Raw genomic sequence first — 24,730 nt, forward strand, 5'->3', positions numbered from 1 at the left:
GCGGTGATCGTCGGCGTGGGGGTGGACCTCTGCGAGATCGCCCGGTTCGAGGCGGCCGAGCGGCGCCATCCCGCCCTCACCCGACGCTGCCTGACCGAGGCCGAGGCGGCCACCTCGCTGGCGTCCCGCGCCGCCCGGTTCGCGGCCAAGGAGGCCCTGGCCAAGGCGCTCACCTCACCCGGGGGGCTGGCCTGGCACGACGCCGAGGTGGTCAAGGACGCGGCCGGCGCCCCCTCGATCGCCATGCGGGGCACGGTGCTGGCCCGGGCGCAGGAGCTCGGGGTGACCCGCGTCCACCTCTCGCTCTCCCACGACGGCGGTCACGCCGTGGCGATGGTGGTCTGCGAGGCTTGATGCCCGACCCGACCCGGAGGAGGCACCGTGCTCAACGCGTACCGCGGCGATGACGTCCGCGCGGCGGAGGAGGTCGCGATGGCGGCCGCCCGGGAGGGTGGGGGCACCGGCGGGGAGCTGATGCAGCGGGCCGCCGCCGGGGTGGCCACCGCGGCCCTCGGTCTACTCCGCCGGGCCTACGGCAGCACCGTGCTGGTGCTGGCCGGCCCCGGCAACAACGGCGGGGACGCCCTGCACGCCGCCGCCCGGCTGGCCCGCCGTGGTGCGGCGGTGCGGTACTGCGGCACCAGCGGGCGGGGGCTGCACACCGAGGGCGAGGCGGCCTGCCGGGCCGCCGGCGGCCGACCGGTGGACCTCGCCGGCGCAGGGGCGCTGCTCCGGGCCGGTCGCGTTCGGCTGGTCGTCGACGGCGTGCTCGGCCTCGGCGGCCGCGGTGACCTGCCAGCCGACGTCGCCACGCTGGCCGCCCTCTGCCGCGACACCAGCACCCCCGTGCTGGCCGTGGACGTCCCCTCCGGAACGGTGGCCGACGGCGGGGCGGTCGGGGACACCTTCTCCGCCGACCTGACCGTCACCTTCGGCGCCCGCCGCCTGGCTCACCTGATGGAGCCGGCGGCCTCGCGCTGCGGGGAGGTCCGGGTGGTGCCCATCGGGATCGAGCTGGGCCGGCCGACCCTGCTGGGCTGGGAGGTCGCGGACCTGGTGGCGGCCCTGCCCGTCCCCGGACCGCTGGACCACAAGTACAGCCGGGGGGTCGTCGGGCTGGACACCGGCTCCACCCGGTACCCCGGCGCGGCCCTGCTCGGCGTCTCCGGGGCGGTGCACACCGGGGTGGGCATGGTCCGCTACCTCGGCCCGGCCGGGGACGTCGTGACCACCGCCCTGCCGAACGTGGTCACCGCCGACGGACGGGTGCAGGCGCTGGTGCTCGGGTCCGGGTGGGGCGACTCCGAGGACACCGGCCGGCGTCTGCGCGAGGCGGTCGACCGGGTGGTGGGCGAGGGATCGGCGCTGCTCCTCGACGCCGACGCCCTCACCTCCCTCGGCACCGGTCGCGGTCCTCGCGGGCTCACCGAGCTCGGTCCGGACCGGCTGCTGCTCACCCCCCACGCCGGGGAGCTGGCGCGGCTGCTCGACGTCCCCCGCAGCCAGGTCGAGCAGGAGCCGCTGGCGCACGCGCGCCAGGCGGCCGAGCGCCTCGGCGCCACCGTCCTGCTCAAGGGAGCCACCCAGTACGTGGTCGGACCGGGCGAGGGGCCGGTCGAGGTCGCCGTGCCCGGGCCCGCCTGGACCGGGCAGGCCGGCTCCGGTGACGTGCTGGCCGGCATCTGCGGCGCGCTGCTGGCCGCCGGGCTCCCCGCCGCCCGGGCCGGCGCGGCCGGGGCCTCGCTGCAGGCCGTGGCCGCAGCCCGGAGACCGGGCCCGCACCCGCCGCAGGAGCTGGCCGCGAGGCTGCCCGAGGTGGTGTCGGAGCTGGTCGGCGTCGGGTCCTGGCGTGCTGGGCGCCGAGGGCCGTGACGGGGCGGGCAGAATGGCTCCTGTGAACGTCCTCCCTGACGGCGGTGCCGTCCCCACCACCGACCCGGACGTGGTCGCGGCGGGCACCCACCCGGCCACCGCCTCGGCGGAGGTCGACCTGGACGCCTACGCCGCCAACCTGCGGGTGCTGGCCGCGCACGTCGCGCCGGCGGCCCTGATGGCGGTGGTCAAGGCCGACGCCTACGGCCACGGCCTGGTGGCCTGCGCCCGGGCGGCCCGGGCCGCCGGCGTGGAGTGGCTGGGGGTGGCCACGCCCGGGGAGGCGCTCGCCCTGCGGGAGAGCGGGGACGAGGGCCGTCTGCTGTGCTGGCTGTACGGCCCCGACGAGGACCTCAGCCCGCTGGTCGCCGCCGACGTCGACGTCTCCGCCGCCTCCGTCGAGCAGGTCAGCGACCTGGTGGGCGCCGCGGCCACGACCGAGCGGGTGGCCCGGGTCCACCTCAAGATCGACACCGGTCTGCACCGCAACGGCAGCCCGGTGGAGGACTGGCCCGCCGTGGTGGGGGCCGCCGCCGAGGGCGAGCGCTTCGGCGCGGTGGAGGTCGTCGGCGTCTGGTCCCACCTGGCCACCGCCGAGGACCCCGACCACCCCAGCGTCGCGGCCCAGCTCGCGGCCTTCGGCGACGCCCTCGAGGTGGCCCGGACCGAGGGGCTCGACCCCCGCACCAACCACCTGGCCAACTCCGCCGGCGCGCTGCTGCTGCCGGCGGCCCGCCACCAGCTCGTCCGGGCGGGGATCGCCACCTACGGCATCGACCCGGCTCCCGGGGTGGCGGCCTCGGTCGGCGTCGCGCTGCGCCCGGTGATGACGCTACGGGCCCAGCTGGTCGCCGTGAAGGCCGTCGCCGCGGGGGAGGGCGTCTCCTACGGCCACACCTGGATCGCGCCCGCCGACACGGTGGTGGGCCTGGTGCCTCTGGGCTACGGCGACGGGGTCCCGCGACACGCCAGCTCGGTGGCCGAGGCGTGGGCGGGCGGTCGACGGGTCCCGGTCCGCGGCCGGGTCTGCATGGACCAGCTGCTGGTCGAGCTCGGTCCCGACGCCGGCGAGCAGGTGGGCGAGGAGGTCGTGCTCTTCGGTGCCGCACCGGCGCCGACCGCAGAGGACTGGGCCGAGGTGTGCGGCACCATCGGCTACGAGATCGTCACCAGGATCGGCCCCCGGGTCCCGCGCCGGCACCACGGTGGCGCCCGGGTCGACGTCGGTGCGCCGGCATGAGGGGCCGACGACCGGTGCCGCCCCGCGACTCCGCGCCCGAGCGTCGGGCCCCGGCCCCCTTCCCCCCGCGCCCGACGGTGCCCTCCCGGCTGCCTGGACCGCGGCGTCCCACCGGCCGGCGCGAGCCCGGCGGGATCACGCGGGCCGCCGGTCTGCTGGCCGGGCTGGCCGCGCTCAGCGCCGGCGGGCTGGTCGCCGGGCTCGAGCTGGAGCGTCGCATCGTCAGTCGCACCTCGCGCTCGGGGCCGTCCAGCCCGGAGGACTTCTTCTCGCTGCGCTCCTCCGGACCGGGGGTGACCACCACCGACGGGCTGGTGCTGCACACCGAGATCGACGAGCTGGCCGACCACGAGCCCCGGCCCGGGGCCGGAGCGGTGTACCCGGAGCTGACGGTGGTGCTGGTGCACGGCTACGCCCTGAGCCTCGACTGCTTCCACTTCCAGCGCAAGCACCTGCGCGGGCGGGCCCGGCTGGTGCTCTACGACCAGCGCAGCCACGGACGATCACCCGCCGCACCGGCCGAGACCTGCCGCATCGACCAGCTGGGGGACGACCTCTTCGCCGTGCTGCAGCAGACCGGCGTGACCGGCCCGGTGGTGCTGATCGGTCACTCCATGGGCGGCATGACGATCATGAACCTGGCCCGCCGTCACCCCGAGCTGTTCGGCGACCTGGTGCAGGGGGTGGTGCTGATCTCCACCTCCCCGGCCGACATGGCCGAGCACTCACCGATCCGCGGCATCCCCGGACGGGCCTTCTCCCGGGTGGTGCCCCCGCTGCTCACCGTGCTCAACCGGGTCCCGGAGGTGATCGCCCGGACCCGACGCGCCGGCTCGGACCTGGCCTTCGTGGCCACCAAGCAGTTCGCCTTCGGCTCCGACGTGCCGCCGGACTACGTCGAGTTCGTCGGGGACATGATCGCCGAGACCCCGCTGCAGGTGGTGGCCGACTTCTACCCGGCCTTCTCCGAGCTCGACGAGCTGGACGCCTTCCCGGTGCTGGCCGGGGTGGAGACCGCGGTGATCGGCGGCCAGGACGACGCGATGACCCCGGTGGAGCACACCGAGGTGATCATCGACCTGCTGCCCGGGGCCGACGCCCTGGTGCTGGAGAACTCCGGCCACCTGGCCCTGATCGAGCACCACGTCCAGGTCGACGAGGTGCTCGACGCGCTGCTGGTGCGCGTGGAGCGCAACCACCGCGAGCGGGACTGAGGCTCAGACCACGCCCTGCAGGCGGTGGGCGTCCACGGCCGTGCGGTAGTGCCCGACGAGGTCGGCGCAGACCGCGCTCCAGCTGCGGTGGCGGACGGCCTCGCGCGCCGCCCGGCCGAACGCGTGCCTCTTGCGGTCGTCACCCACCAGGTCCTGGACCTGGCTGCGCATGGTGGCCAGGTCGCCGGCGGGGTAGAGCCAGCCGGTGTGGCTGGGGTCGATCAGGTCGATCGGGCCGCCGCGGGCCGGGGCCACCGCGGGCACGCCGCTGGCCAGGGCCTCCTGGATGGTCTGGCAGAAGGTCTCCAGCTCACCGGGGTGCACCAGCACGTCCAGGCTGGCCATCGCCCGCGGGAGCGCGTCGCCGGTGAGCTGGCCCAGGAAGAGCGCCTGGGGGAGCTGCTGCTCCAGCTCCGCGCGTCGGGGACCGTCACCGATCACCACCATCCGGGTGCCCGGCAGGTCGGCCAGCACGCGGAGGTCCTCGACCTGCTTCTCCGGCGCCAGGCGCCCGACGAAGCCGATGATCCGCTCCCCGCCGGGGGCGACCTCCCGGCGCCAGGCCTCGTCACGGTGGGCGGGGGAGAAGCGCACGGAGTCGACCCCGCGGCCCCACAGCCCCACCCGCGGGATGCCGCGGTTGATCAGCTCCTGGCGCGTGTAGGAGGAGGGGGCCAGGGTCATGGTGGCCAGCGAGTGCGAGTGGCGCACCCGTCGCCAGATGAAGGACTGGGCGGGCCCGATCCAGTAGCGGGTGGCGAAGGAGGCGTACTCGGTCTGGTAGATCGCCACCGTCGGGATGCCCATCCGGTGGGCCACCGTGATCGCCTTGTGCCCCATGCTGATCGGGGCCGCGGCGTGCAGCACGTCGGGGCGGAAGTCGGCGAGGACCGTCTCCATCCGCAGGCTGGTGGTGACGCCGAAGGGGAGGTCGGGGTAGCCGGGGAAGGTGCCCGAGGGGGCCGCCACCACCGGGAACCCCGCGTAGGAGGACGGCACCTGGCCGCCGCTGGACGGTGCGATCACCAGGGCCTCGTGCCCGGCCTCGCGCAGGTGCTCCAGCACCCGGAGCACCGAGTGGGAGACACCGTTGACCGACGGGAGGAAGCTCTCTGCCACGATCGCTACGCGCACACCCACGACCCCATCCTCACTCAGTGACCTCCCGACGGTGGAATGCAGACGTGTCGCACAACGGTCGGTGACGAACGGGTGCCGGCACGCCGGACGCCTCCATGGTGGCACGCCGGTGGGAGCCGGTCGGGCGACCCGCGGGTGGGATTCTCCGTTTCCGGGGTGGGGCTGGTAATGTACACGAGTCCCCGGCTGCGCAGCGCAGTTCGGGAAATGATGCGCCTGGCACAGCTCCCCACGGGTGAGCCGAGACGTCGTGGCGCACGCGGCTCGCCCTACCTCCCCCCGATGACGAGATCACCGGGACGGGCGTGCCCACGACGGGGCCCCACGTGGCCCGGATGTGAGTCTGCGTGTCCGACAAGTACAGTTCCACCCCCGCCGGCAAGGCCAGTGCCAAGTCGCACAAGGCCGACGGCACCGCCAAGAAGCGCTGGAGCAGCGCCGAGCGCGCCACCCGCGGGCACGACCCGCGCAAGAGCGGCGGCCGCCCGCGCACCGAGCGCAGCGACCGTCCCGCGTTCGAGCGCAGCGACCGTCCTGCTTTCGAGCGCAGCGACCGTCCTGCTTTCGAGCGCAGCGACCGTCCCGCGTTCGAGCGCAGCGACCGACCGCGCCGTGACGACCGTCCGGCCCGCCCGAACACCGCCCGTGAGGACCGCTGGGGCGACCGGAAGCCCCGTTTCGAGCGCGACGACCGCAAGCCGCGCTTCGAGCGTGACGACCGCAGCCCCCGCACCGACGACCGTGGCCCGCGGTTCGAGCGGGACGACCGCAAGCCCCGTTTCGAGCGCGACGACCGTGCTCCCCGGTTCGAGCGGGACGACCGCAAGCCCCGTTTCGAGCGCGACGACCGCAAGCCCCGTTTCGAGCGTGACGACCGCGGCCCCCGCTCCGACGACCGCGGCCCCCGCTCCGACGACCGCGGCCCCCGCTCCGACGACCGCGGCGCCCGCACGGACGACCGCGCCCCGCGCAACGAGTGGCGCGACCGCCCGGCGCACAGCCGCGGCGGCAGCCGCCCGCCGGCCGACCAGCACGGCGGTCGCCGCTTCGAGTCCCGGCCGCACCGCTTCGCCGAGCGCAGCCACGCCAGCCGCGACAGCCGGCCCGAGCGTGCCCCGCGCAGCGACCGTGACGAGCGTCGTCCCGAGTGGCAGCAGGTGAGCGGCTACGAGCGTGACGTCGAGGACCAGATGAGCTGGAGCGAGGCCACCGCGGTGGACGTGGAGTCCCTCACCCCGGCCGGTGCCGACAACGGCTTCGCCGGTCTCGGTCTGCCTGCCGTCCTGGTGGACGCGCTGTCGGCGCAGGGCATCACCACGCCCTTCCCGATCCAGTCCGCCACGATCCCCGACGCGCTCGCCGGCAAGGACGTGCTGGGCCGCGGGCAGACCGGCTCGGGCAAGACCCTGGGCTTCGGGCTGCCGCTGCTGACCCGCCTGGCCGAGGGCCGCCGCGGTCGCACCCGCGCCGTGGTCCTGGTGCCCACCCGCGAGCTGGCCATGCAGGTCGCCGACGTGCTCTCCCCGCTGGCCAGCACCCTGGGTCTGTCCGTCGTCCTGATCGCCGGCGGCATGGCCTACGGGCCGCAGCTCAAGGCCTTCTCCAAGGGCGTCGACGTCGTGGTGGCCACCCCCGGCCGCCTGATCGACCTGATGGACCAGGGCGAGGCCGACCTCAGCGACGTCGAGGTCACCGTCCTGGACGAGGCCGACCACATGGCTGACCTGGGCTTCCTGCCCGCCGTCCGCCGAATCCTGGACTCGGTGCCGCCCAAGGGCCAGCGGCTGCTGTTCTCGGCCACCCTGGACCGCGGGGTGGACCGGGTGGTGCGGGAGTACCTGACCGACCCGGTGACCCACGAGGTCGACTCGGGCCAGGCCACCGTCAGCACGATGACGCACATCGTCTACCAGGTGAAGCCCTTCGAGAAGCAGGCGCTGACCGCCGAGGTGGCCAACCGCGAGGGCCGCACCGTCGTCTTCGTCCGCACCCAGCGCGGCGCGGACCGCATCGCCGGCCAGCTCCGTGAGGCCGGCGTGATGGCCGGTGCGCTGCACGGCGGCCTGACCCAGGGCGCCCGCAGCCGGATCCTGACCGCCTTCAAGGACGGCGGCGTGCCGGTCCTGGTGGCCACCGACGTCGCCGCCCGCGGCATCCACGTCGACGAGGTCTCCCTGGTGCTCCAGGTCGACCCGCCGATGAGCTCCAAGGACTACCTGCACCGCGCCGGGCGCACCGCCCGCGCCGGTGGCGAGGGTGTCGTGGTGACCCTGTCCCTGCCGCACCAGCGCCACGAGGTGGCGCGTCTGGTCAAGCAGGCCGGCGTCCGCATCATGGCCGAGGACGTCACCCTGGACGACGAGCGCGTGTACCGGTCGACCGGGGCCCGCAAGCCGTCCCGCCCGGCCATCGAGGACCGCGAGTACGAGACGCTGATCGCGCCTCCCGTCAAGGTCCGCAGCAGCCGTCCCGGTGGGGGTGGCGCGCGTGGTCGTGGCCGCTCCTTCGGCGGCGGTCGGCCCACCGGTGGACGTGGTCGTCGCGACAGCCGTCACGGCTGAGCGGCCCCGCGGACTTCCCTACACTGTGCCGGTGATCCGCGCTGACTCCGCCGCCGCGGCGACCGCCCCGGGTGACCCCGGGACCGAGCGGTCGCTGTGGCTGGCCGGCCCCGAGGACGCCGGGGCGATCGTCGAGGTGGTGCACGCGGCCTTCGCCGCCCGGCCCCCGGTGGACCCGCCGGCCACCGCCGGGCGGGAGACCGCCGAGAGCATCCGCGCCCTGCTGGAGCGTGGCAGCGGGGTCACGGCCTGGATGGGGGACCGCCTGGCCGGGGTGCTGCTCGTCGTCCCCGGCGAGGGTGCCCGCTCCTCGGTGGGCACCCTGCAGCGGGTCTCGGTCCACCCGGACTTCCAGGGGCACGGGATCGCCGCGGAGATGGTGGCCGCCGCCCACCGGCTGGCCTCGGAGATGGGGCTGACCTCGGTGGAGCTGCTGGCCCGCGAGGAGTTCCCCGCCCTGACCCGGTGGTGGCAGCGCCACGGCTACCGGGTGGTCGACCACCGTGACCACGGGGTCATCCTGGCCCGGACCCTCCCCGTGACGGTCGAGGCCGCGACCCCGGAGAGCATGCAGCAGCTCGGGGAGCGGCTCGCCGGGGTGCTGCGCCCCGGTGACCTGGTGGTCGCCGAGGGGCCGCTGGGGGCGGGCAAGACCACACTGACCCAGGGCCTGGGGCGCGGTCTCCAGGTCGCGGACCCGATCATCTCCCCGACCTTCGTGCTCTCCCGCGTCCACCCGCCGCTCGGGCAGCGCCCCGGTCTGGTGCACGTGGACGCCTACCGCCTCGGCTCGCCCGACGAGCTCGACGACCTGGACCTGCCGAGCAGCGGGCCGGGCTACGTCACCCTGGTCGAGTGGGGCCGTGGGCGGGCCGAGCAGCTGGCCCCGCACCGCCTCGAGGTGGACGTGGCCCGCGAGCCCGGCTCGGACGTGCGCACCGTCCAGGTGACCGCCGTGGGGGAGCGCTGGGACGGCGTGGACCTGCGAGCGGTGCTGACGGGGGAGCCACGGTGAGCGGGGCCCGGCTGACGCTGGCCCTGGACACCTCCACGGTGGCGGCCGTGGGGCTGGCCCGCGGCGGGGAGCTGCTGGCCTCGCAGCGCTTCGAGGACACCCGGGCCCACGTGGAGCAGCTGCTCCCGCTGGTGCGCTCGGTGCTGGACGGGGCCGGGCTGTCCCTGGCCGACGTCGAGCGGCTGGTGGTGGGCACCGGTCCGGGTCCCTTCACCGGTCTGCGGGTGGGCATCGCCACCGCCGAGGTGCTGGCCCTCACCCTGGGCGTGCCGCTCACCGGGGTGACCAGCCTGGACGTGCTGGCCCGGCAGGTCGCCCGGTCCGGGGCAGCCCCCGAGGAGTTCCTGGTGGTCAGCGACGCCCGTCGCCGCGAGGTGTACTGGTCGCGTCACGACGCCACCGGCCTCCGGTTGGAGGGCCCTGAGGTCGGCGCCCCGGACTCGCTCCCCGCGCTGCCCGTCGCCGGCCCCGGCACCGACGTCGACCCTGGTCTCGCCGCCCGCGGCACCGGCCTGGCCGGCGCGCTGGACGCCGGGGTGATGGCCCTCGAGGTCGACCTGCTGCCCGACACCGGCCTCGAGCCGCGCTACCTGCGCCGTCCCGACGCCACGGTGCCCGGACGCCCCAAGTCCACCCTGGTCGGACCGCCGCCGCGGCTGCGCCCGCGGCCCCGTCGGGAGGGCCCGCGATGAGCGTGCCCGACCTCGACCGGGCCCGCCCGGACGACCTGGAGCTCGTGGTCGAGCTGGAGGAGTCCAGCTTCGACCCCCGCGAGCAGTGGAGCGAGAGCACCTGGGCCGCCGAGCTGCGCGGCTTCGACCGACTCGTCTGGGTGGCCCGGTCCGGCGACGGCGGTCTGCTGGGCGTCATCTCCTGCCGCGTGGTGGGCGACTCCGCGGACCTGCACCGGGTGGTGGTGGAGAGCTCCCAGCGCCGGCACGGCCTGGGCGCCGCGCTGGTCGAGCAGGCGGTCCGCAGCTGCCGGGACGCCGGGGCGAGCCAGCTGCTGCTGGAGGTGCGGGCCGACAACGTCGCCGCGCTGTCCCTCTACCGGCGGCTGGGGTTCGCCGAGATCGACCGTCGCCCGGGCTACTACGGCCGGGGCAGCGACGCGGTCGTGATGAGACGCCGACTGGAGCGCGACGATGACTGACACCGCCACCCGCCCGCCCCGCGAGCCGGGCCAGCCCCTGGTGATCGGCATCGAGTCCTCCTGCGACGAGACCGGGGTGGGCATCGTCTCCGGCCACACCCTGCTGGCCAACGAGGTCGCCTCCAGCGTGGAGGAGCACGTCCGCTTCGGCGGTGTGGTGCCGGAGGTGGCCAGCCGGGCCCACCTGCAGGCCCTGGTGCCCACCATCCGCCGCGCCTGCCGGACCGCCGACGTCGACCTCTCCGAGGTGGACGCGGTCGCCGTCACCGCGGGGCCGGGTCTGGCCGGGGCGCTGGTGGTCGGGATGGCCGGGGCCAAGGCCCTGGCCGCGGCGCTCGGCAAGCCGCTGTACGGCCTCAACCACCTGGCCGGTCACGTGGCCGTGGACCTGCTCGACCACGGACCGCTGCCCACACCCTGCGTGGCGCTGCTGGTCTCCGGCGGGCACACCTCGCTGCTGCGGGTCGGCGACGTCGCCACCGACATCACCCAGCTGGGCGCCACCATCGACGACGCCGCGGGGGAGGCCTACGACAAGGTGGCCCGGGTGCTCGGCCTGCCCTACCCGGGTGGCCCGGTGATCGACCGGGCGGCCGCCGGCGGTGACCCGCGCGCGATCCGGTTCCCGCGCGGGCTGACGGTGCCCAAGGACCTGGTCCGGCACCGCTTCGACTTCTCCTTCTCCGGGCTCAAGACCGCGGTGGCCCGGTGGGTGGAGACCGCCCGTCGCGACGGCGTCGAGGTGCCGCTGGCCGACGTGGCGGCGTCCTTCCAGGAGGCGGTCTGCGACGTCCTGACCGCCAAGGCGGTCGACGCCTGCCGCTCCGCCGGCGCGGACCACCTGCTGATCGGCGGCGGGGTCGCGGCCAACTCCCGGCTCCGGTCGCTGCTGGCCGAGCGCGCGGCCGAGGCCGGGATCACCCTGCGCATCCCGCGGCCGGCGCTGTGCACCGACAACGGCGCGATGATCGCCGCCCTGGGGGCCGAGGTCGTCCGGGCCGGCGGGCGCCCGTCGTCCCCCGACCTCGGGGTGGACCCGGGCCTCCCGGTCAGCCGCGTCCTGGTCTGATGGAGGCGGCCCTGGTCGAGCGGCTCGGCGGGACGGAGGGACGTCGCGCCCTGGAGCTGGCCGCCGCCCAGCCCGACCCGAGCAGCCCGGCCGCGGCGACCACCCTGCGCCGCTCGGTCGACCCGGCGCTGGCCTCGGCCGCCCTGCAGCAGGAGACCCTGCGACGTCGCGCGGTGGCCAAGTTCGGTGCCGGTGCCGCCACCCTGCTGCTCACCCCCGACGGTCTGGAGCAGGCCTCGCGGCCCGAGGTCGCCGACCACCGGGCCCGTCGGATGGCGGCCACCGGCGTGGGGGCGGTGGTGGACCTGGGCTGCGGGATCGGCGCCGACGCGCTGGCGTTCGCCCGGGCGGGGCTCCGGGTCGTCGCCGTCGAGCGCGACCCCGTCACCGCCGCGGTCGCCCGGGCCAACCTGTCCGGGCTCGCCGAGGTGGTGGAGGGGCCGGCCGAGGACGTCGGCTCCCTGCTGGGCCCCGGGGTCGCCGCCTACTGCGACCCCGCCCGGCGCGACGCCCGGGGCCGGCTCTGGGACGTCAGCCAGTTCAGCCCGGGCTGGGACCTCGTCTCCTCGCTGCTGACCCGTGCCGAGCCCGCCGCGGTGAAGCTCGGCCCCGCGCTGCCGCACTCGCTGCTGCCCGACGGGGTCGAGGCGGAGTGGGTGACGCACCGCGGCGACACCGTCGAGGTCTGCCTCTGGTCCGGTCCGGGTGCCGACCCCGGCACCCGCACCGCGACCCTGCTGCCGGGGGGTGAGCGCCTGCGCGTCCCGGCGGGTGAGCGGTCGCGGCGGGCGCCGGTGGGCGAGATCGGCGCCTACCTGCTGGAGCCGGCCGGCTCGGTGGTCCGGGCCGGCGGGGTGGCGGTGCTGGCCGAGGAGCTCGGCGCGCACCTCGTCGACCCGCAGATCGCCTACCTCAGCGCCCCGACCGCCCCGGCGAGCCCCTTCGTCGACGTCTTCCGGGTGCGCGAGGTGCTGCCGTGGAAGGAGAAGACGGTCCGGGCCTGGCTGCACCAGCACGGGATCGGCCGGCTCGAGATCAAGAAGCGCGGCCTCGACCTCGACCCCGCCGTGCTCCGCCGCCGGCTCAAGCCGTCCGGGCCCGAGGCGGTCACGCTGCTGCTGACCCGCACCCCGCAGGGCGCCCGCGCCGTGCTGGCCGACCGGGTCACCGACCCCGCCGGCCGCTGAGGGCTCAGGCCCCCAGCACCTCCTCGAGCCGACGGGCGAAGGCCTCGGGCTGTCCGGCGTAGCCGTGCTCGCCACCCACGAAGCCGCCGTGGTGGCTGGGGAACACCGTCACCTGCTGACCGAGCAGCTCCGCGGTGGCCGCCGACGTCCGGCCGGTGAGGACGTCGACCGACTCCTCCCCGACGGCCACCACCACCCGGGTCGGTGCCGCGGTCAGCGCGGCGACGTCGGGTCGGAAGCCGACCACGGCGTCGGACCGGTCCGACAGCAGCGGGTCGTCGCGCGAGCCGTCGTCCTCGGTCGGCAGACCGAGGGCGGCGGGGTCGGCGGGCGCCCGGGCGAGGAACTCCTCGGTGAAGGGTCCCTGCCAGGAGGTCATCGCGATGAAGGCGGCCATCCCGGCACCGAAGCCCGAGGACGTGTAGGCGGCTCGGACCGCCTCGTTGGCGCGGACCGCGGCGTCGGCGTCGGGCAGCAACCCGATCAGCGGGGGCTCGTGGGCCACCAGCGTCCGCACGTCCCCGGGGTGGGCGGCCACCAGGGCCAGTGCGGTCACCGCGCCGCCGCTGCTGGCGAAGAGCTCCACCGGCCCGGCGCCGAGCGCCTCGACCAGCTGGTGCAGGTCCTCGGCCTGCTGGACGGGGTCGTGGTCGGTGCGGCCGTCGGTGCGGACGCTGCGGCCGAGCCCGCGGGGGTCGTAGGTGACGGTGGTGCGGTCGGGCAGCCCGGCCACCAGGGCCCGGAAGCCGCTGGCGTCCATGGGCTGGCCGACCAGCAGCAGGGGCGGGCGGTTGTCGGCCGGGGGCAGGGGTCCGTTCACGTCGTAGACCAGCTCGGCGCCGTCGGTGCTCAGGGTGTGTGTCGTCATGACGGGTGGGACCACCTCACGGGGGCGGACTCATCGGTGCTGGCACTCGGCTTGACCGAGTGCTAAGCCGGGCCTATCGTCGGAGCTGGCACTCTCCCCGTGAGTGTGCCAGCACGACGGGACGGCACCGCGACGACGCCCCGGCGTGTGCATGGACAACGACCAAGAACACTGAACCCGTGAAAGGGGTTTGACGTGGCAACCACGATCAAGCCGCTCGAGGACCGGATCCTCGTCGAGCCGCTGGAGGCCGAGCAGACCACTGCTTCCGGCCTGGTCATTCCCGACACCGCCAAGGAGAAGCCGCAGGAGGGCAAGGTCGTTGCGACCGGCCCCGGTCGCGTCGACGACAACGGCAACCGTGTCCCCCTCGACGTCGCCGAGGGCGACACCGTCATCTTCAGCAAGTACGGCGGCACCGAGGTGAAGTACGACGGCAAGGAGCTGCTGCTCCTGAACGCGCGCGACATCCTCGCCGTCGTCACCAAGTGATCACCGACAGCTGAGGGAGCAACACATGGCGAAGATCCTGCAGTTCGACGAGGAGGCCCGCCGCTCGCTCGAGCGCGGTGTCGACATCCTCGCGAACACCGTGAAGGTCACGCTCGGTCCGAAGGGCCGCTACGTGGTCCTGGACAAGAAGTGGGGCGCCCCCACCATCACCAACGATGGTGTGACCGTGGCCCGCGAGGTCGAGCTGAGCGACCCCTACGAGAACCTCGGGGCCCAGCTGGCCAAGGAGGTGGCGACCAAGACCAACGACGTCGCCGGTGACGGGACGACCACCGCGACGGTGCTCGCCCAGGCGCTGGTGCACGAGGGTCTGCGCGCCGTCGCCGCCGGGGTCAACCCGATCGGTCTCAAGCGCGGCATCGACCAGGCCGTCAAGGCCGTCGAGGCCCGTCTGCGCGAGCAGGCCCGGGAGGTGCAGACCACCCAGGACATGTCCCAGGTGGCGACCATCTCCAGCCGTGACGAGGAGATCGGCGCGCTGATCGCCGAGGCCTTCGACAAGGTGGGCAAGGACGGCGTCATCACCGTGGACGAGTCCAACACCTTCGGCACCGAGCTCGAGTTCACCGAGGGCATGCAGTTCGACAAGGGCTACATCTCCGGCTACATGGTCACCGACGCCGAGCGTCAGGAGGCCGTGCTGGACGACCCGTACATCCTCATCCACAGCGGCAAGATCTCCTCGATGAGCGACCTGCTGCCGCTGCTGGAGAAGATCATCGGCGCCTCCGGCACGCTCTTCATCGTGTCCGAGGACGTCGACGGCGAGGCCCTGTCCACCCTCGTGGTGAACAAGATCCGCGGCACCTTCACCTCCGTCGCGGTCAAGGCCCCGGCCTTCGGTGACCGTCGCAAGGCCATGCTCGAGGACATCGCGATCCTGACCGGTGGTCAGGTCGTCGCCCCCGAGGTCGGTCTGAAGCTCGACCAGGTGGGTCTGGAGGTGCTCGGCCGCGCTCGTCGCGTCGTCGTCACCAAGGACAACACCACCATCGTCGACGGTGCGGGCGAGTCCAGCGCCGTCGCCGACCGGGTCGCGCAGCTGCAGGCCGAGATCGCCGGCACCGACTCCGACTGGGACCGCGAGAAGCTCCAGGAGCGGGTCGCGAAGCTGGCCGGCGGGGTGTGCGTGATCAAGGTGGGCGCCGCCACCGAGGTGGAGCTCAAGGAGAAGAAGCACCGCATCGAGGACGCCGTCTCGGCCACTCGTGCGGCCATCGAGGAGGGCATCGTCGCCGGTGGCGGCTCCGCCCTCATCCACGCGGCCAAGGTGCTCTCCGACGGTCTCGGCCTGACCGGTGACGAGCTGGCCGGGGTCAAGATCGTGGCCAAGTCGGTGGCCGAGCCGCTGCGCTGGATCGCCGAGAACGGTGGCGAGCAGGGCTACGTCATCACCTCCAAGGTGGCCGAGCTCGAGCCGGGCCACGGCTACAACGCCGCGACCGGCGAGTACGGCGACCTGATCGCCGCCGGCGTGATCGACCCGGTGAAGGTGACGCGCTCCGCGCTGGCCAACGCCGCCTCGATCGCCTCGCTGCTGCTCACCACCGAGACCCTGGTGGTGGAGAAGCCCGCGGACGAGGACGACGAGCACGGCCACAGCCACTGACGCCGTCCCCTCCCTGAGGTGCCACGAGGGCCCCGTCCGCCACGCGAACGGGGCCCTCGTGCGTCCGGCGCCGAGAGGGGTCGGCGTCGTGAGAGCGCTCCCTCAGCACGTAAGCGCTTAGGTCTCGAATTTGTTGCAGGTTCCTCGATACTCCTTGACGTGGGCCCCGGCATGACCAACGATCAAGGTGCGACCCCCGCCGGCGAGGATCCTTCCTGCGCCACGGACGGGGGCCGGACGACAACGGAGTCGAGGGTCTGGCGTGAGCGCCCGCCCCTCCTGACTGGAGGAGCAGTCGATGGGGAACAACCGAGGATTCGAGCTGAGCCGTCGTGGTCTGCTGGGCGCGGCCGGCGGCCTGTCCGCCGGTGCGGTGCTGGCGGCCTGCCAGAGCGGTGGCGGCGAGGGCGGTGGCGGCGGGGGCGGCTCCACCGAGCCGATCAGCTTCTGGAACATGCCGTGGGGCAACGACGAGTTCAACCCGACCGACGAGGAGATCGTCACCGGGTACGTCCCGGCCGACGGGCTGCCGACGGCGACCTACCAGACGGTGCAGTGGGCCAACTTCACCCAGACCTTCTCCTCGGCGGTGGCCTCCCAGACCGGACCCGCGGTGAGCTCCGGCGGTGGGACGCAGGCCTTCCTGTTCGAGGAGCAGGGCGCCATCGCCTACGCCGACGACCTGCTGGAGAGCTGGAAGGGCAACGGTCTCTACGAGGACTTCCTGCCCGGGCTGATCGACACCATGCAGACCGAGCGCGGCTACGCCGCGGTGCCCTACAACCTCGACATGCGCGTGCTGTGGGTCAACCCCACGCTGCTGGAGGAGGCCGGCACCGAGGCGCCGACGGACTGGCAGTCCTTCCTGGACGCCTGCGAGGCGCTCAAGGCCATCGACGTCTACGGCTACGGCGACGGGTCCGGCTCCGGCCGCTTCACCGGCGGCCACATCCTGGTCAGCTGGATGATCGGCAACGGCGGCGGTCTGTTCAACGCCGAGCAGCAGCCCGACTGCGTCACCCCCGCCAACATCGAGGCGATGGAGTTCGTGCTGGAGTGCGTCTCCAAGGGCTACGTCGACCCGGCCTCGGCCACCTACACCAGCGACAACGTCCAGGAGCAGTGGCGCGCCCGCCGGTTCGGGATGGGCTTCGACGGTGCGGGGCTCGCCGCCAACATCGGCGGTGAGGTGGGCGAGGAGATCGTGGTCAACTCCCCGCTGACCAGCCCCGCCGGCGTGCAGGGGATGCTCTACTTCCCGAACAACATCATGATGTACCAGGACACGCCGAGCCAGGAGGGCTCGGAGGCGTTCGTGACGTACTACTACCAGAACATGGCGCGGCTGTGGACCGAGGGCACCGGCATCGGGCTCCCGCCGCTGATCTCGATCACCGAGACGCCGGAGTTCCAGGAGGACGCCAACAACGTCAAGATCATCTCCGAGTACCAGCCCATCGCCAGGACGTGGGCCGCCCCCGGCGGTGCCGCCCTGTTCCAGGGGGTGACCAGCGTCGACGCCACGCCGATCATCGACACCTTCACCCAGTCCATCCTGACCGGGGCCACCGACGCCCGCAGCGCGCTCGAGGCGCTGCAGGCCGGTATCCAAGACGCCATCACCCGCTGATCCAGCCTCACGAACGGAGCTGGACCCATGACCGACGTGGCCTTCACCGAACGCGTACGACGAGCACGGGCCGGGGTCGCCCCCGGCGGGTCGGGACGGCAGCAGGACCGCCGTCCCGCCCGCCGGGGGCCCAGCGCGAGGACGCTGACCCTGCTGCTGCTGGTGACGCCCTCGGTGCTGCTCATCGCGCTGCTGAACCTGTATCCGGTGCTGTACGGCACCATGCAGAGCCTGCGTAACGGCACCCTCATCTCCGCCGGCGACTTCGTCGGCCTGGACAACTTCCGCCGGGTGCTCACCTCACCGGGGTTCTGGGCCGCCGCCCGGTTCACCCTGCTCTTCACCCTGGTGGGGGTGTTCGGGAGCTGGCTGGTGGGGCTGGCCCTGGCGCTGCTGCTGCGCACCCGGATCCCGGCGGGGCGGGTGTTCAAGGTGCTGCTGCTGCTGCCCTGGGTGGTTCCCGTGGTGGTCTCCTCCACCTCCTGGAACTGGCTGGTGGCCACGCCCCAGAGCCCGTTGCCCATCCTGGTCGACGCGCTCGGCCTGCCGCGCCTGCTGTTCCTGGCCGACCCGCTGCTGGCCACGATCACCGTGTGCCTGTTCAAGGTGTGGATCAGCTTCCCCTTCATGATGATGATGATGTCGGCTTCGCTGGCCGCGGTGGACGAGAACGTCTACGAGGCCGGCCGGGTGGACGGGGCGAGCCGGCGGCAGCTCTTCACCCACCTGACGCTGCCGCTGATCTCGCGGTCCACCTACATCAGCTGGATCCTGATGACGATCTTCTGCGTCAACGACTTCCCGACGATCTTCCTGCTGACCGGTGGCGGGCCGGTCAACGCCACCACCTCCCTGGTGGTGCTGTCCTACCGCACCACGTTCGCGCAGTACCAGACCGGTCCCGGCACGGCCATCGCCCTGCTGATGACCATCACGCTGGTCATCATCTCGGTCGTGCTGTACCGCCAGATCCGGAAGGTCGACATCGCATGAGCACCTCCACCCCGAACGCGCCGGCGGCGCTGGCGCCCCGTCGCCTCGGCACCGGCGCACCCCGCAAGGGCGACGTCACCGAGCGGAGCGCCCGTGGCCAGTGGTGGCGGTTCCTCCTGATGGGGGTCATCACCTCGGTGGTGCTGGTCCCCATCGCGGCCGTCGTCTGGCTCTCCTTCCGGCCCGGGCTGGGCAGCTCGGAGAGCACCCCCACCCTGGAGAACTTCGAGATCGTGCTGGGCCGCACCCAGGTGCTCACCTGGCTCGGCAACAGCCTGCTCACCGCGCTGGTGACCGTGGTCATCGCCGTGGTGGTCGCGGCCCCGGCCGGCTACGTCCTCTCCCGGGGTCGCAACAAGCTGGTCTCGGGGTACTCGCTGCTGCTCTTCGTGGTGCAGTCGGTGCCGATCGTCATCTCGGTCATCCCGCTGTTCATCCTCTTCGCCCAGCTGCAGATGGTGGACACGCTGGCCGGCATCACGGTCATCTACGTGGGGTCCACCATGTCGGTGGCCATCTGGATGATGACGGCCTACTACGACACGATCCCGGTGGCCCTGGAGGAGGCGGCCTGGATCGACGGGGCCTCCGTCTTCGGCGGGTTCGCGCGGATCGTGCTCCGCAACTCCCTGCCGGGGGTGCTGTCCACGGCCATCTTCTGCTTCCTGCTGGCCTGGAACGACTACCTGGTGGCCCTGGTGTTCCTGCGCTCCAACGCCAACTTCACCCTGCCGGTGGGGCTGCAGACCTTCTTCCAGCAGAACACCACCAACTGGGGACCGGTGATGGCCATGGCGGTCATCATGATGCTCCCGCCGGTGATCGTCTTCGCCTTCCTGAACAAGTACTTCAGCGTGGGGGGCATCGGCGGTTCGCTGGCCGGTCGATGACCGGGACGGAGCAGCTGCGGGCAGCCGTCGACCGGGTCGTCCCAGCCGACGGCTGGCCCGCCGGGTGGTCCGGTGGCGTGGAGCACCACCTGACCACCTCTCCGGACCTGGGCTGGGCCCGGCCGCTGCTGGGGTCCTTGACCCAGCGGCTGGCCGGGCTCGGCTTCGACGCCCTGCCCACCGACGAGCAGGACCGGCTCCTCACCGGGCTGGAGGCCGATCCGGACGCCGCCGCGGAGCTCGCGGCCCTGCGCCGGGTCTGCTGGGAGGGCTACTACGCCGCCCGCCCGGGTCTCCACCCGGCCGGGCTGCAGATGCTGGGCTTCGAGCCGGTCCCGGCCGGGACGCGCGTGGTCGAGCCCGACCCGCTGCCCACCGTCACCGCCGCCCAGGTGGCCCCGCGCTACGACGCGGTGGTGGTCGGCTCCGGGCCCGGCGGCGGCACGCTGGCCCGGGTGCTGAGCGCGGCCGGCAAGCACGTGCTGCTGGTCGAGCGGGCCCGTCCGATGACCAACGCCGAGCTCCGCGGGGACCACCTGCACGGCAAGCGCAACGCCGTCTACAGCCCGTCTGCCGGACCGGGGCCGGGCCACCCCCGGGTGGCCGAGCACGGCGAGGACTCCACCGTCGTCGACGGTGACCAGAGCGCGTCCCGCTACGGGTTGAACGCGATGCTGCTGGGCGGTGGCACCCGGATCTGGCAGGGCATGTCCTGGCGCTTCATGCCCGAGGACTTCACCATGGCCAGCACCTACGGCAACCCCGAGGGCGCCAGCCTGGCCGACTGGCCGGTGGGCTACGAGGAGATGGAGCCCTACTACGAGCGGGCCGAGACCGAGCTGGGCGTGGCCGGGGAGGTCGGCGCGCTGACCACCCGGACGCCACGGCGCAGCGGCTACCCGATGCCCGCGATGGGCACCGAGCCGGCCCGCGAGCTGCTGGCCGCGGGCGCGGAGCGGCTGGGCTGGGGCTGGGGCCCGATCCCGCTGGCGATCAACAGCGTGCCCTCCGAGGGCCGCCCCGCCTGCGTGCGCTGCCCGCAGTGCGTCGGTCACGCCTGCCCGGTGGCGGCCAAGAACGGGTCGCACAACACCGTGGTCCCACGCGCCCTGGCCACCGGGCGGTGCGACCTGCTGCTCGACGCCGAGGCCGTGCACGTGACCGACGGCGCCGGGTCGGCCACGGTCCGGCTGGTCGCCGGTGCCTCCACCGGGCAGCCCGTCGCGCTGGAGGTGGGCGCCGACGTCGTGGTGGTGGCCGCCGGTGCGGTGGAGACGCCGCGGCTGCTGCTGGCCAGCGGTCTGGGCAACGACCAGCTCGGGCGCCACCTGCACGACCACCGCTTCGTCACCGTGCTGGGTCAGGTCGACCCGCCCGTGAAGGACTTCCGCGGTCCCGGCCACTCGATCGCCACCCGCGACCACGAGCACGCCGGCATCCCCTGGGGCGGCGGCGTGCTGGTCGACCTGATGGGCATCCTGCCGCTGACCATGGCGATGGACCCGCCGGTGGCCGGCGTCCCGGCCTGGGGCGAGGGGCACAAGCACTGGATGCGGGAGGGGCGTCGTCGCGTCTTCGGCGTCTTCGGCATCGGCCAGGAGGTGCCGCTGCCGACCTCACGGGTCCGCCTCGCCGACGTCCGCGACCGCTGGGGACGTCCGGGGGCCAGGATCCGCAAGGACACCCACCCGGCGTCGCTGGAGGTCGAGCGCGGCATGGCCGAGGCCGCCGCGCGCTGGATGGTGGAGGTCGGCGCGGTGGGCGTCGCCCGTCGGCACGGCTCGGCCACCGCCTCGGCCGCCGGCGAGCACTCGAGCGGCACCGCCCGGATGGGGGAGGATCCGCGCACCTCCGCCACCGGACCCGACGGCCGTCTGCACGGGACCCGCCGCGTGCACGTCGCCGACGCCTCCCTGCACCCGACCAACGGCAGCGTCAACCCCGCGCTGACCGTGATGGCCAACGCCTTCCGGGTGGGAGACCGCATCCTGCGGGACTGGCCCGGCTGAACGCTCCGGGCGCGGCCCGGCGACCCCCTCGGCTGTTAGCGTCGAGCGTGGGAGGGAGCACCATGTCGCAACCGTTCGACGACGTCTTCGACCGCCTCGTCGCCGAGGCAGGCAGGGCCGCAGAGGTCCAGGGTCAGCAGGTGGGGCCGGGTCGACCGGTCACCGCCGAGGCCACCGGGTACGACGACCGCATCAGGGTCGCGATGGTGGACGGCGAGGTGACCGAGCTCGACCTGCACCCCGCCGCGATGCGGTTGAGCAACGCCGAGCTGGCCGACCACGTGCGCGACACGGTCAACGCCGCGCTCAAGGCGTACCAGGCCGCCGTGCTGGAGGCCGTGCAGGAGGGCGACACCGACTTCGGCGCCCTGCAGGGCCGGCTGCGCGAGATCCAGGCCGAGGCCGGCCGGAGCATGCAGCGCTACACCGACCAGATGGCCCAGATGCTGAGGGCGGCCAAGCAGTGAGCTCCTTCGACCAGATCCAGTTCGAGCCCGAGTCGCTGCGTCGCGCGGCGGCCGGCATGGACGACGCCGCCCAGGAGCTGCTGTCCAAGGCGCAGGCGCTCCTCAGCGAGGTCGGCGACGTGTCGGCGCTGGGCACCAACGACACCCTGGGCAGCATCGCCTCGATGCTCTACTCCGCGGTGCTGGCCCGCGTGCAGGAGACGGTGGACTCGGTCAGCAGCGAGCTCGGGGCCCACGGCGGCGCCCTGGCCTCCGCGGCCGAGGGCTACGCCGGCACCGAGGACGCGAACGCCCAGCTCGGCACATCCACCTGGGACGGGTCCGGAGGAGGTCTCTGATGGCGGTGATGCTTCCCGGCGAGGTGTCCTACCTGCTCAACATGCTGGGTTTCGAGTGGCCCGAGGGCAACGAGGACAAGGTCTTCGACTACGGCTCGCGGTGGATGGCCTTCTCGGGTGAGGCGGGGGAGGCCAACAACCTCGGCACGCAGGCGGCCCAGCACGCGCTGGGCGCCAACTCCGGCCCGGCGATGGAGGCCTTCCAGAAGTCCTTCGACGACATCGAGGGGGTCAAGGACGTCGCCACCAAGCTGGCCACGGCCGGCAACCTGACCGGCGGCTGCCTGCTGCTGGTGGGTGCGGTGATCATCGCCCTCAAGGTGGCCTTCGTGGTCAACCTGGTCGCGCTGGCGGTGCAGATCGCCACGGCGATCGCCTCGGCTGCGGTGACCTTCGGGGCGTCCCTGGCCTGGATCCCGGTGGCCAAGGAGATCGCCCGGCGGCTGCTGGAGCTGGCCCTCAACCTGGCCCTGGAGCAGCTGATGGGCGGCGCCTGATGGCCCGCGGTCGCGCGGCGGCGCTGCGGGGCGTCTTCGGCAGCATGCTCGACGACGTCCTCAAGGTGGTCGACACCCCGATCAAGCGGGGGACGCGGCGGCTGGAGCCGAACGCCGCGTACACCACCGGCAAGCGGGGCACCACCGCGAAGTACCACTACTCCACCGACGCCCAGGGCCGGATCCGGTCCGCGCACGCACGCCCGCTGCAGCTGCACCGGGGCAACCGGGCGTCGCACACCAACGACCCGATGGGCAAGCGGCCGGGCGACCACGCCGGGCACCTGATCGCCGACCTCTTCGGCGGCTCCCAGCGTCACGACAACATCGTGGCCCAGCTCAGCTCCCAGAACCTGGGCAGGTACAAGTCCATGGAGAACCGTTGGGCGCGTCTGCTCGACCAGACCCCACCGGCCAAGATCGACGTCGACATCAAGGTCCTCTATGGTCCCGGGGACCGGCCGATCGGCATCTCGGTGACCGAGGTGGTCAACGGCAGACGGCTGAAGCACCCCATGTTCACGAACTGAGGAGAACTGTGAGCGACATGATCAGCCCCGCGGGCCGTGAGGTGCTCGCCGAGCTCGTCCGGGACTCCTGGGAGGCGTGCGCCAGGTCGCCGGAGGTCGAGGAGGTGCTGGTCTACCTGCACCTGGACGAGGGAGGGTTCATGGTGGAACCGGCCTACCGCGTCGGGCGGCGATGGTGGTCGGGCCAGTTCCTGGACCAGGCGCTCAGCTCGCCGATCGGCTCCGACGAGCGCAACGACCAGCTGACCGACGAGCTGGCCGTGAAGCTGCTCCAGGGCGCCGCGGGCGTGCTGCAGGAGCCCTCGCCCAGACCCTCGAGGATCGTCGCCCGCTGGACCGCGCCCGACGGTGGGCTGCAGCTGGACGCCTCGGACGAGCCCTTCGACCTGACCCGGACCACGACCTTCGACGTCTTCGAGGCCTGGTGGGCGGAGGTCGAGCGGACCGGCGAGACCTCGGTGTCGTCGTGACGGCCGTCTGGACCGACGCCTTCGAGGACCTGCTGCCGGAGCTGCTGCAGCAGGCCTACGAGCACGCGGGCTTCGACGACCACATCGAGCAGATCTGGCTCCTCGGCCTCGACGACGGCCGGCTGGTCCGAGCAGGAGTGGCCTACCGGCTGGCCGGGAAGGTGCTCGACGCGGAGCAGGTGGTGGCCAGGGTCGTCGACGCGGGGGACCCGCGCGAGCTGCTCGACGAGCAGCGCCGCTCCTGGGAGCGGTTGTTCGCCCGGATGGAGGAGGGGCCTGATGCCGTCCGCCAGGTGCGTGTCACCTACGACGTGGCCCAGGCCGACGCGCGCACCGACTTCGAGTACGACGCCCCCGGTCCGGACGCGGTCACCGCCTGGTACGCCGCTCTCTCCTGACCGGCGCCGGGCGTGCGGTGGTGGCAGCCGGCTGAGGGTTCGGGACGCACCGGGCACGCGCGCCGCGCCGTCCTCGCGCACGCCCGGCGCCCGCACCTCGCACCCCTGGTCGGCGCACCGCCCACCCCGGGCGAGCGCGGACGGCGGGCACCCGCGTGACAGCATGGCCCGATGAGGATCGCGGTCGGAGGCAGCTCGGGTCTGATCGGGAGCGCGCTGGTCCAGGCGCTGCACCAGCGCGGCGACGAGGTGGTCCGGCTGGTGCGCCGGGCACCGCAGCACCCCGACGAGCGCGAGTGGGACCCCGGCCGCCTGGCGGTCTCGGGTCCGGGTCTCGCCGACGTCGACGCGGTGGTGAGCCTGGCCGGTGCCGGGATCGCGGACCAGCGGTGGAGCGAGGCCCGCAAGCAGCTCCTGCGCAGCAGCCGGCTGGACACCACGAACACCGTGGTCACGGCCCTGGCCGGCGCCGACCGCTGCCGCACGTTCCTCTCCGGGTCCGCCGTCGGCTACTACGGCGACGGCGGGGAGGCCGAGCTCGAGGAGTCCGCACCGAGGGGGCAGGGCTTCCTGGCCGAGCTGGTGGAGGACTGGGAGCTGGCCGCCCTCCGCGCCCCGGTCCGGACCGTGCTGCTGCGCACCGGTCTGGTGCTCTCGGGCGAGGGCGGACTGGTCGGTCGGCTGGCCCCGGTCTTCCGCCTCGGCGCCGGCGGCCGGATCGGCACCGGTGAGCAGTTCCAGCCCTGGATCAGCCTGCGCGACGAGGTGGCGGCCGTGCTGCACCTGCTGGACTCCGACGTCGACGGCCCGGTGAACCTGGTCGGACCCCGCCCGGTGCGCAACACCGAGCTCACGCGGGCGCTGGGCCGCGCGCTGCACCGCCCGACCCTGGTGCCCACCCCGACCCGGGCGCTGGACCTCCTGCTCGGCCCCCAGCTGGTGCGCGAGGCGCTGCTGGCCAGCCAGCGGGTGCTGCCCACCCGGTTGGTCGGGCTGGGCTTCGTGCACCGCGACACCGACCTCTCCGACACCCTGGGTGAGCTGCTGCGGGGCTGACCGCCCGGCGT

At 73.8% G+C, this 24,730-nt stretch carries 25 protein-coding genes; 23 read left to right on the top strand and 2 right to left on the bottom strand.

Annotated elements, in window-relative coordinates; all coding sequences use genetic code 11:
* Window positions 1–3: 3 nt before the first annotated feature.
* From BLT52_RS08460 to BLT52_RS08475, 4 genes are read left to right on the top strand one after another with little or no spacing between them, the layout of a single operon-like run.
* Window positions 4–354 carry a holo-ACP synthase gene (locus BLT52_RS08460; RefSeq protein WP_090592362.1) on the top strand — a complete coding sequence of 117 codons (351 nt, stop codon included), beginning with the start codon at window positions 4–6 and terminating at the stop codon, window positions 352–354.
* A gap of 27 nt (window positions 355–381) precedes the next feature.
* Complete coding sequence (locus BLT52_RS08465; protein WP_090592364.1) at window positions 382–1,872, top strand: bifunctional ADP-dependent NAD(P)H-hydrate dehydratase/NAD(P)H-hydrate epimerase; 1,491 nt, start codon at window positions 382–384, stop codon at window positions 1,870–1,872.
* A gap of 22 nt (window positions 1,873–1,894) precedes the next feature.
* Window positions 1,895–3,112, top strand: a complete 1,218-nt coding sequence (gene alr, locus BLT52_RS08470) for an alanine racemase (protein ID WP_231946560.1) — start codon at window positions 1,895–1,897, stop codon at window positions 3,110–3,112.
* On the top strand, window positions 3,109–4,326 hold the full coding sequence (locus BLT52_RS08475) for an alpha/beta fold hydrolase (protein ID WP_090592366.1): 1,218 nt from the start codon (window positions 3,109–3,111) through the stop codon (window positions 4,324–4,326). The genes alr and BLT52_RS08475 overlap by 4 nt, the downstream gene beginning before the upstream one ends.
* Window positions 4,327–4,329: 3 nt before the next feature.
* Here BLT52_RS08475 and BLT52_RS08480 read toward each other — a convergent pair whose 3' ends face one another.
* Window positions 4,330–5,460, bottom strand: coding sequence for a glycosyltransferase family 4 protein (locus BLT52_RS08480; protein ID WP_090596497.1), 1,131 nt, complete (start codon window positions 5,458–5,460; stop codon window positions 4,330–4,332).
* Window positions 5,461–5,813: 353 nt separating this feature from the next.
* Between BLT52_RS08480 and BLT52_RS08485 the strand changes: the two genes are divergently transcribed.
* Genes BLT52_RS08485 through BLT52_RS08510 form a run of 6 tightly spaced genes read left to right on the top strand, consistent with a single transcriptional unit; the run spans window position 5,814 to window position 12,451 of the window.
* Complete coding sequence (locus tag BLT52_RS08485; protein ID WP_090592367.1) at window positions 5,814–8,027, top strand: DEAD/DEAH box helicase; 2,214 nt, start codon at window positions 5,814–5,816, stop codon at window positions 8,025–8,027.
* 31 nt (window positions 8,028–8,058) lie between these two features.
* Window positions 8,059–9,042, top strand: a complete 984-nt coding sequence (gene tsaE, locus BLT52_RS08490; protein ID WP_231946561.1) for a tRNA (adenosine(37)-N6)-threonylcarbamoyltransferase complex ATPase subunit type 1 TsaE — start codon at window positions 8,059–8,061, stop codon at window positions 9,040–9,042.
* The gene (tsaB, locus tag BLT52_RS08495) at window positions 9,039–9,734 is read left to right on the top strand and encodes a tRNA (adenosine(37)-N6)-threonylcarbamoyltransferase complex dimerization subunit type 1 TsaB (RefSeq protein ID WP_231946562.1); all 696 of its coding nucleotides are present in this window, start codon (window positions 9,039–9,041) and stop codon (window positions 9,732–9,734) included. Before tsaE ends, tsaB begins: the two co-directional genes overlap by 4 nt.
* Window positions 9,731–10,195 carry a ribosomal protein S18-alanine N-acetyltransferase gene (rimI, locus tag BLT52_RS08500; RefSeq protein ID WP_090592370.1) on the top strand — a complete coding sequence of 155 codons (465 nt, stop codon included), beginning with the start codon at window positions 9,731–9,733 and terminating at the stop codon, window positions 10,193–10,195. Before tsaB ends, rimI begins: the two co-directional genes overlap by 4 nt.
* The gene (gene tsaD, locus BLT52_RS08505; protein ID WP_090592373.1) at window positions 10,188–11,264 is read left to right on the top strand and encodes a tRNA (adenosine(37)-N6)-threonylcarbamoyltransferase complex transferase subunit TsaD; all 1,077 of its coding nucleotides are present in this window, start codon (window positions 10,188–10,190) and stop codon (window positions 11,262–11,264) included. Before rimI ends, tsaD begins: the two co-directional genes overlap by 8 nt.
* Entirely contained in the window at window positions 11,264–12,451 is a 1,188-nt protein-coding gene (locus tag BLT52_RS08510; protein WP_090592374.1) for a class I SAM-dependent methyltransferase, read from the top strand. Before tsaD ends, BLT52_RS08510 begins: the two co-directional genes overlap by 1 nt.
* A gap of 4 nt (window positions 12,452–12,455) precedes the next feature.
* Here BLT52_RS08510 and BLT52_RS08515 read toward each other — a convergent pair whose 3' ends face one another.
* Window positions 12,456–13,319 carry an alpha/beta fold hydrolase gene (locus tag BLT52_RS08515; RefSeq protein WP_090592376.1) on the bottom strand — a complete coding sequence of 288 codons (864 nt, stop codon included), beginning with the start codon at window positions 13,317–13,319 and terminating at the stop codon, window positions 12,456–12,458.
* Window positions 13,320–13,514: 195 nt separating this feature from the next.
* Here BLT52_RS08515 and groES point away from each other — a divergent pair, with 195 nt between their 5' ends.
* The 13 genes from groES to BLT52_RS08580 all read left to right on the top strand — a co-directional run bounded on the left by groES (window position 13,515) and on the right by BLT52_RS08580 (window position 24,719).
* Window positions 13,515–13,811, top strand: a complete 297-nt coding sequence (gene groES, locus BLT52_RS08520) for a co-chaperone GroES (RefSeq protein WP_090592378.1) — start codon at window positions 13,515–13,517, stop codon at window positions 13,809–13,811.
* A gap of 25 nt (window positions 13,812–13,836) precedes the next feature.
* Window positions 13,837–15,441, top strand: a complete 1,605-nt coding sequence (groL, locus tag BLT52_RS08525) for a chaperonin GroEL (RefSeq protein ID WP_090592381.1) — start codon at window positions 13,837–13,839, stop codon at window positions 15,439–15,441.
* Window positions 15,442–15,739: 298 nt separating this feature from the next.
* Complete coding sequence (locus BLT52_RS08530) at window positions 15,740–17,071, top strand: ABC transporter substrate-binding protein (RefSeq protein WP_090592384.1); 1,332 nt, start codon at window positions 15,740–15,742, stop codon at window positions 17,069–17,071.
* 27 nt (window positions 17,072–17,098) lie between these two features.
* Entirely contained in the window at window positions 17,099–18,064 is a 966-nt protein-coding gene (locus BLT52_RS08535; RefSeq protein ID WP_090592385.1) for a carbohydrate ABC transporter permease, read from the top strand.
* A complete protein-coding gene (locus BLT52_RS08540; RefSeq protein ID WP_090592388.1) occupies window positions 18,061–18,954 on the top strand; it encodes a carbohydrate ABC transporter permease in 894 nt (297 codons plus the stop codon). The genes BLT52_RS08535 and BLT52_RS08540 overlap by 4 nt, the downstream gene beginning before the upstream one ends.
* Window positions 18,951–20,963 (top strand): GMC oxidoreductase, encoded by a 2,013-nt coding sequence (locus tag BLT52_RS08545; RefSeq protein WP_090592390.1) that lies wholly within the window; start codon window positions 18,951–18,953, stop codon window positions 20,961–20,963. The genes BLT52_RS08540 and BLT52_RS08545 overlap by 4 nt, the downstream gene beginning before the upstream one ends.
* 62 nt (window positions 20,964–21,025) lie before the next feature.
* Complete coding sequence (locus BLT52_RS08550; RefSeq protein ID WP_090592393.1) at window positions 21,026–21,430, top strand: hypothetical protein; 405 nt, start codon at window positions 21,026–21,028, stop codon at window positions 21,428–21,430.
* Window positions 21,427–21,768 (top strand): WXG100 family type VII secretion target, encoded by a 342-nt coding sequence (locus tag BLT52_RS08555; protein ID WP_090592396.1) that lies wholly within the window; start codon window positions 21,427–21,429, stop codon window positions 21,766–21,768. The genes BLT52_RS08550 and BLT52_RS08555 overlap by 4 nt, the downstream gene beginning before the upstream one ends.
* Entirely contained in the window at window positions 21,768–22,265 is a 498-nt protein-coding gene (locus tag BLT52_RS08560) for a WXG100-like domain-containing protein (protein WP_090592398.1), read from the top strand. The genes BLT52_RS08555 and BLT52_RS08560 overlap by 1 nt, the downstream gene beginning before the upstream one ends.
* On the top strand, window positions 22,265–22,795 hold the full coding sequence (locus BLT52_RS08565; protein ID WP_090592400.1) for a DNA/RNA non-specific endonuclease: 531 nt from the start codon (window positions 22,265–22,267) through the stop codon (window positions 22,793–22,795). Before BLT52_RS08560 ends, BLT52_RS08565 begins: the two co-directional genes overlap by 1 nt.
* An 8-nt stretch (window positions 22,796–22,803) precedes the next feature.
* Entirely contained in the window at window positions 22,804–23,265 is a 462-nt protein-coding gene (locus BLT52_RS08570; protein WP_090592402.1) for a hypothetical protein, read from the top strand.
* A complete protein-coding gene (locus tag BLT52_RS08575) occupies window positions 23,262–23,663 on the top strand; it encodes a hypothetical protein (protein ID WP_090592404.1) in 402 nt (133 codons plus the stop codon). Before BLT52_RS08570 ends, BLT52_RS08575 begins: the two co-directional genes overlap by 4 nt.
* A gap of 171 nt (window positions 23,664–23,834) precedes the next feature.
* On the top strand, window positions 23,835–24,719 hold the full coding sequence (locus BLT52_RS08580) for a TIGR01777 family oxidoreductase (RefSeq protein WP_090592406.1): 885 nt from the start codon (window positions 23,835–23,837) through the stop codon (window positions 24,717–24,719).
* Window positions 24,720–24,730: the final 11 nt, after the last annotated feature.

This window comes from Auraticoccus monumenti, assembly GCF_900101785.1.
Taxonomy (GTDB): domain Bacteria; phylum Actinomycetota; class Actinomycetes; order Propionibacteriales; family Propionibacteriaceae; genus Auraticoccus; species Auraticoccus monumenti.

Bases quoted from the DNA above. Each gene is read 5' to 3' on its own strand.
- rimI (WP_090592370.1), top strand. From the start codon at position 9,731: ATGAGCGTGCCCGACCTCGACCGGGCCCGCCCGGACGACCTGGAGCTC.
- BLT52_RS08510 (WP_090592374.1), top strand. From the start codon at position 11,264: ATGGAGGCGGCCCTGGTCGAGCGGCTCGGCGGGACGGAGGGACGTCGC.
- BLT52_RS08560 (WP_090592398.1), top strand. From the start codon at position 21,768: ATGGCGGTGATGCTTCCCGGCGAGGTGTCCTACCTGCTCAACATGCTG.
- BLT52_RS08475 (WP_090592366.1), top strand. From the start codon at position 3,109: ATGAGGGGCCGACGACCGGTGCCGCCCCGCGACTCCGCGCCCGAGCGT.
- BLT52_RS08580 (WP_090592406.1), top strand. From the start codon at position 23,835: ATGAGGATCGCGGTCGGAGGCAGCTCGGGTCTGATCGGGAGCGCGCTG.
- BLT52_RS08530 (WP_090592384.1), top strand. From the start codon at position 15,740: ATGGGGAACAACCGAGGATTCGAGCTGAGCCGTCGTGGTCTGCTGGGC.
- BLT52_RS08565 (WP_090592400.1), top strand. From the start codon at position 22,265: ATGGCCCGCGGTCGCGCGGCGGCGCTGCGGGGCGTCTTCGGCAGCATG.
- tsaD (WP_090592373.1), top strand. From the start codon at position 10,188: ATGACTGACACCGCCACCCGCCCGCCCCGCGAGCCGGGCCAGCCCCTG.
- groL (WP_090592381.1), top strand. From the start codon at position 13,837: ATGGCGAAGATCCTGCAGTTCGACGAGGAGGCCCGCCGCTCGCTCGAG.
- BLT52_RS08550 (WP_090592393.1), top strand. From the start codon at position 21,026: ATGTCGCAACCGTTCGACGACGTCTTCGACCGCCTCGTCGCCGAGGCA.
- BLT52_RS08535 (WP_090592385.1), top strand. From the start codon at position 17,099: ATGACCGACGTGGCCTTCACCGAACGCGTACGACGAGCACGGGCCGGG.
- BLT52_RS08515 (WP_090592376.1), bottom strand. From the start codon at position 13,319: ATGACGACACACACCCTGAGCACCGACGGCGCCGAGCTGGTCTACGAC.
- BLT52_RS08545 (WP_090592390.1), top strand. From the start codon at position 18,951: ATGACCGGGACGGAGCAGCTGCGGGCAGCCGTCGACCGGGTCGTCCCA.
- BLT52_RS08540 (WP_090592388.1), top strand. From the start codon at position 18,061: ATGAGCACCTCCACCCCGAACGCGCCGGCGGCGCTGGCGCCCCGTCGC.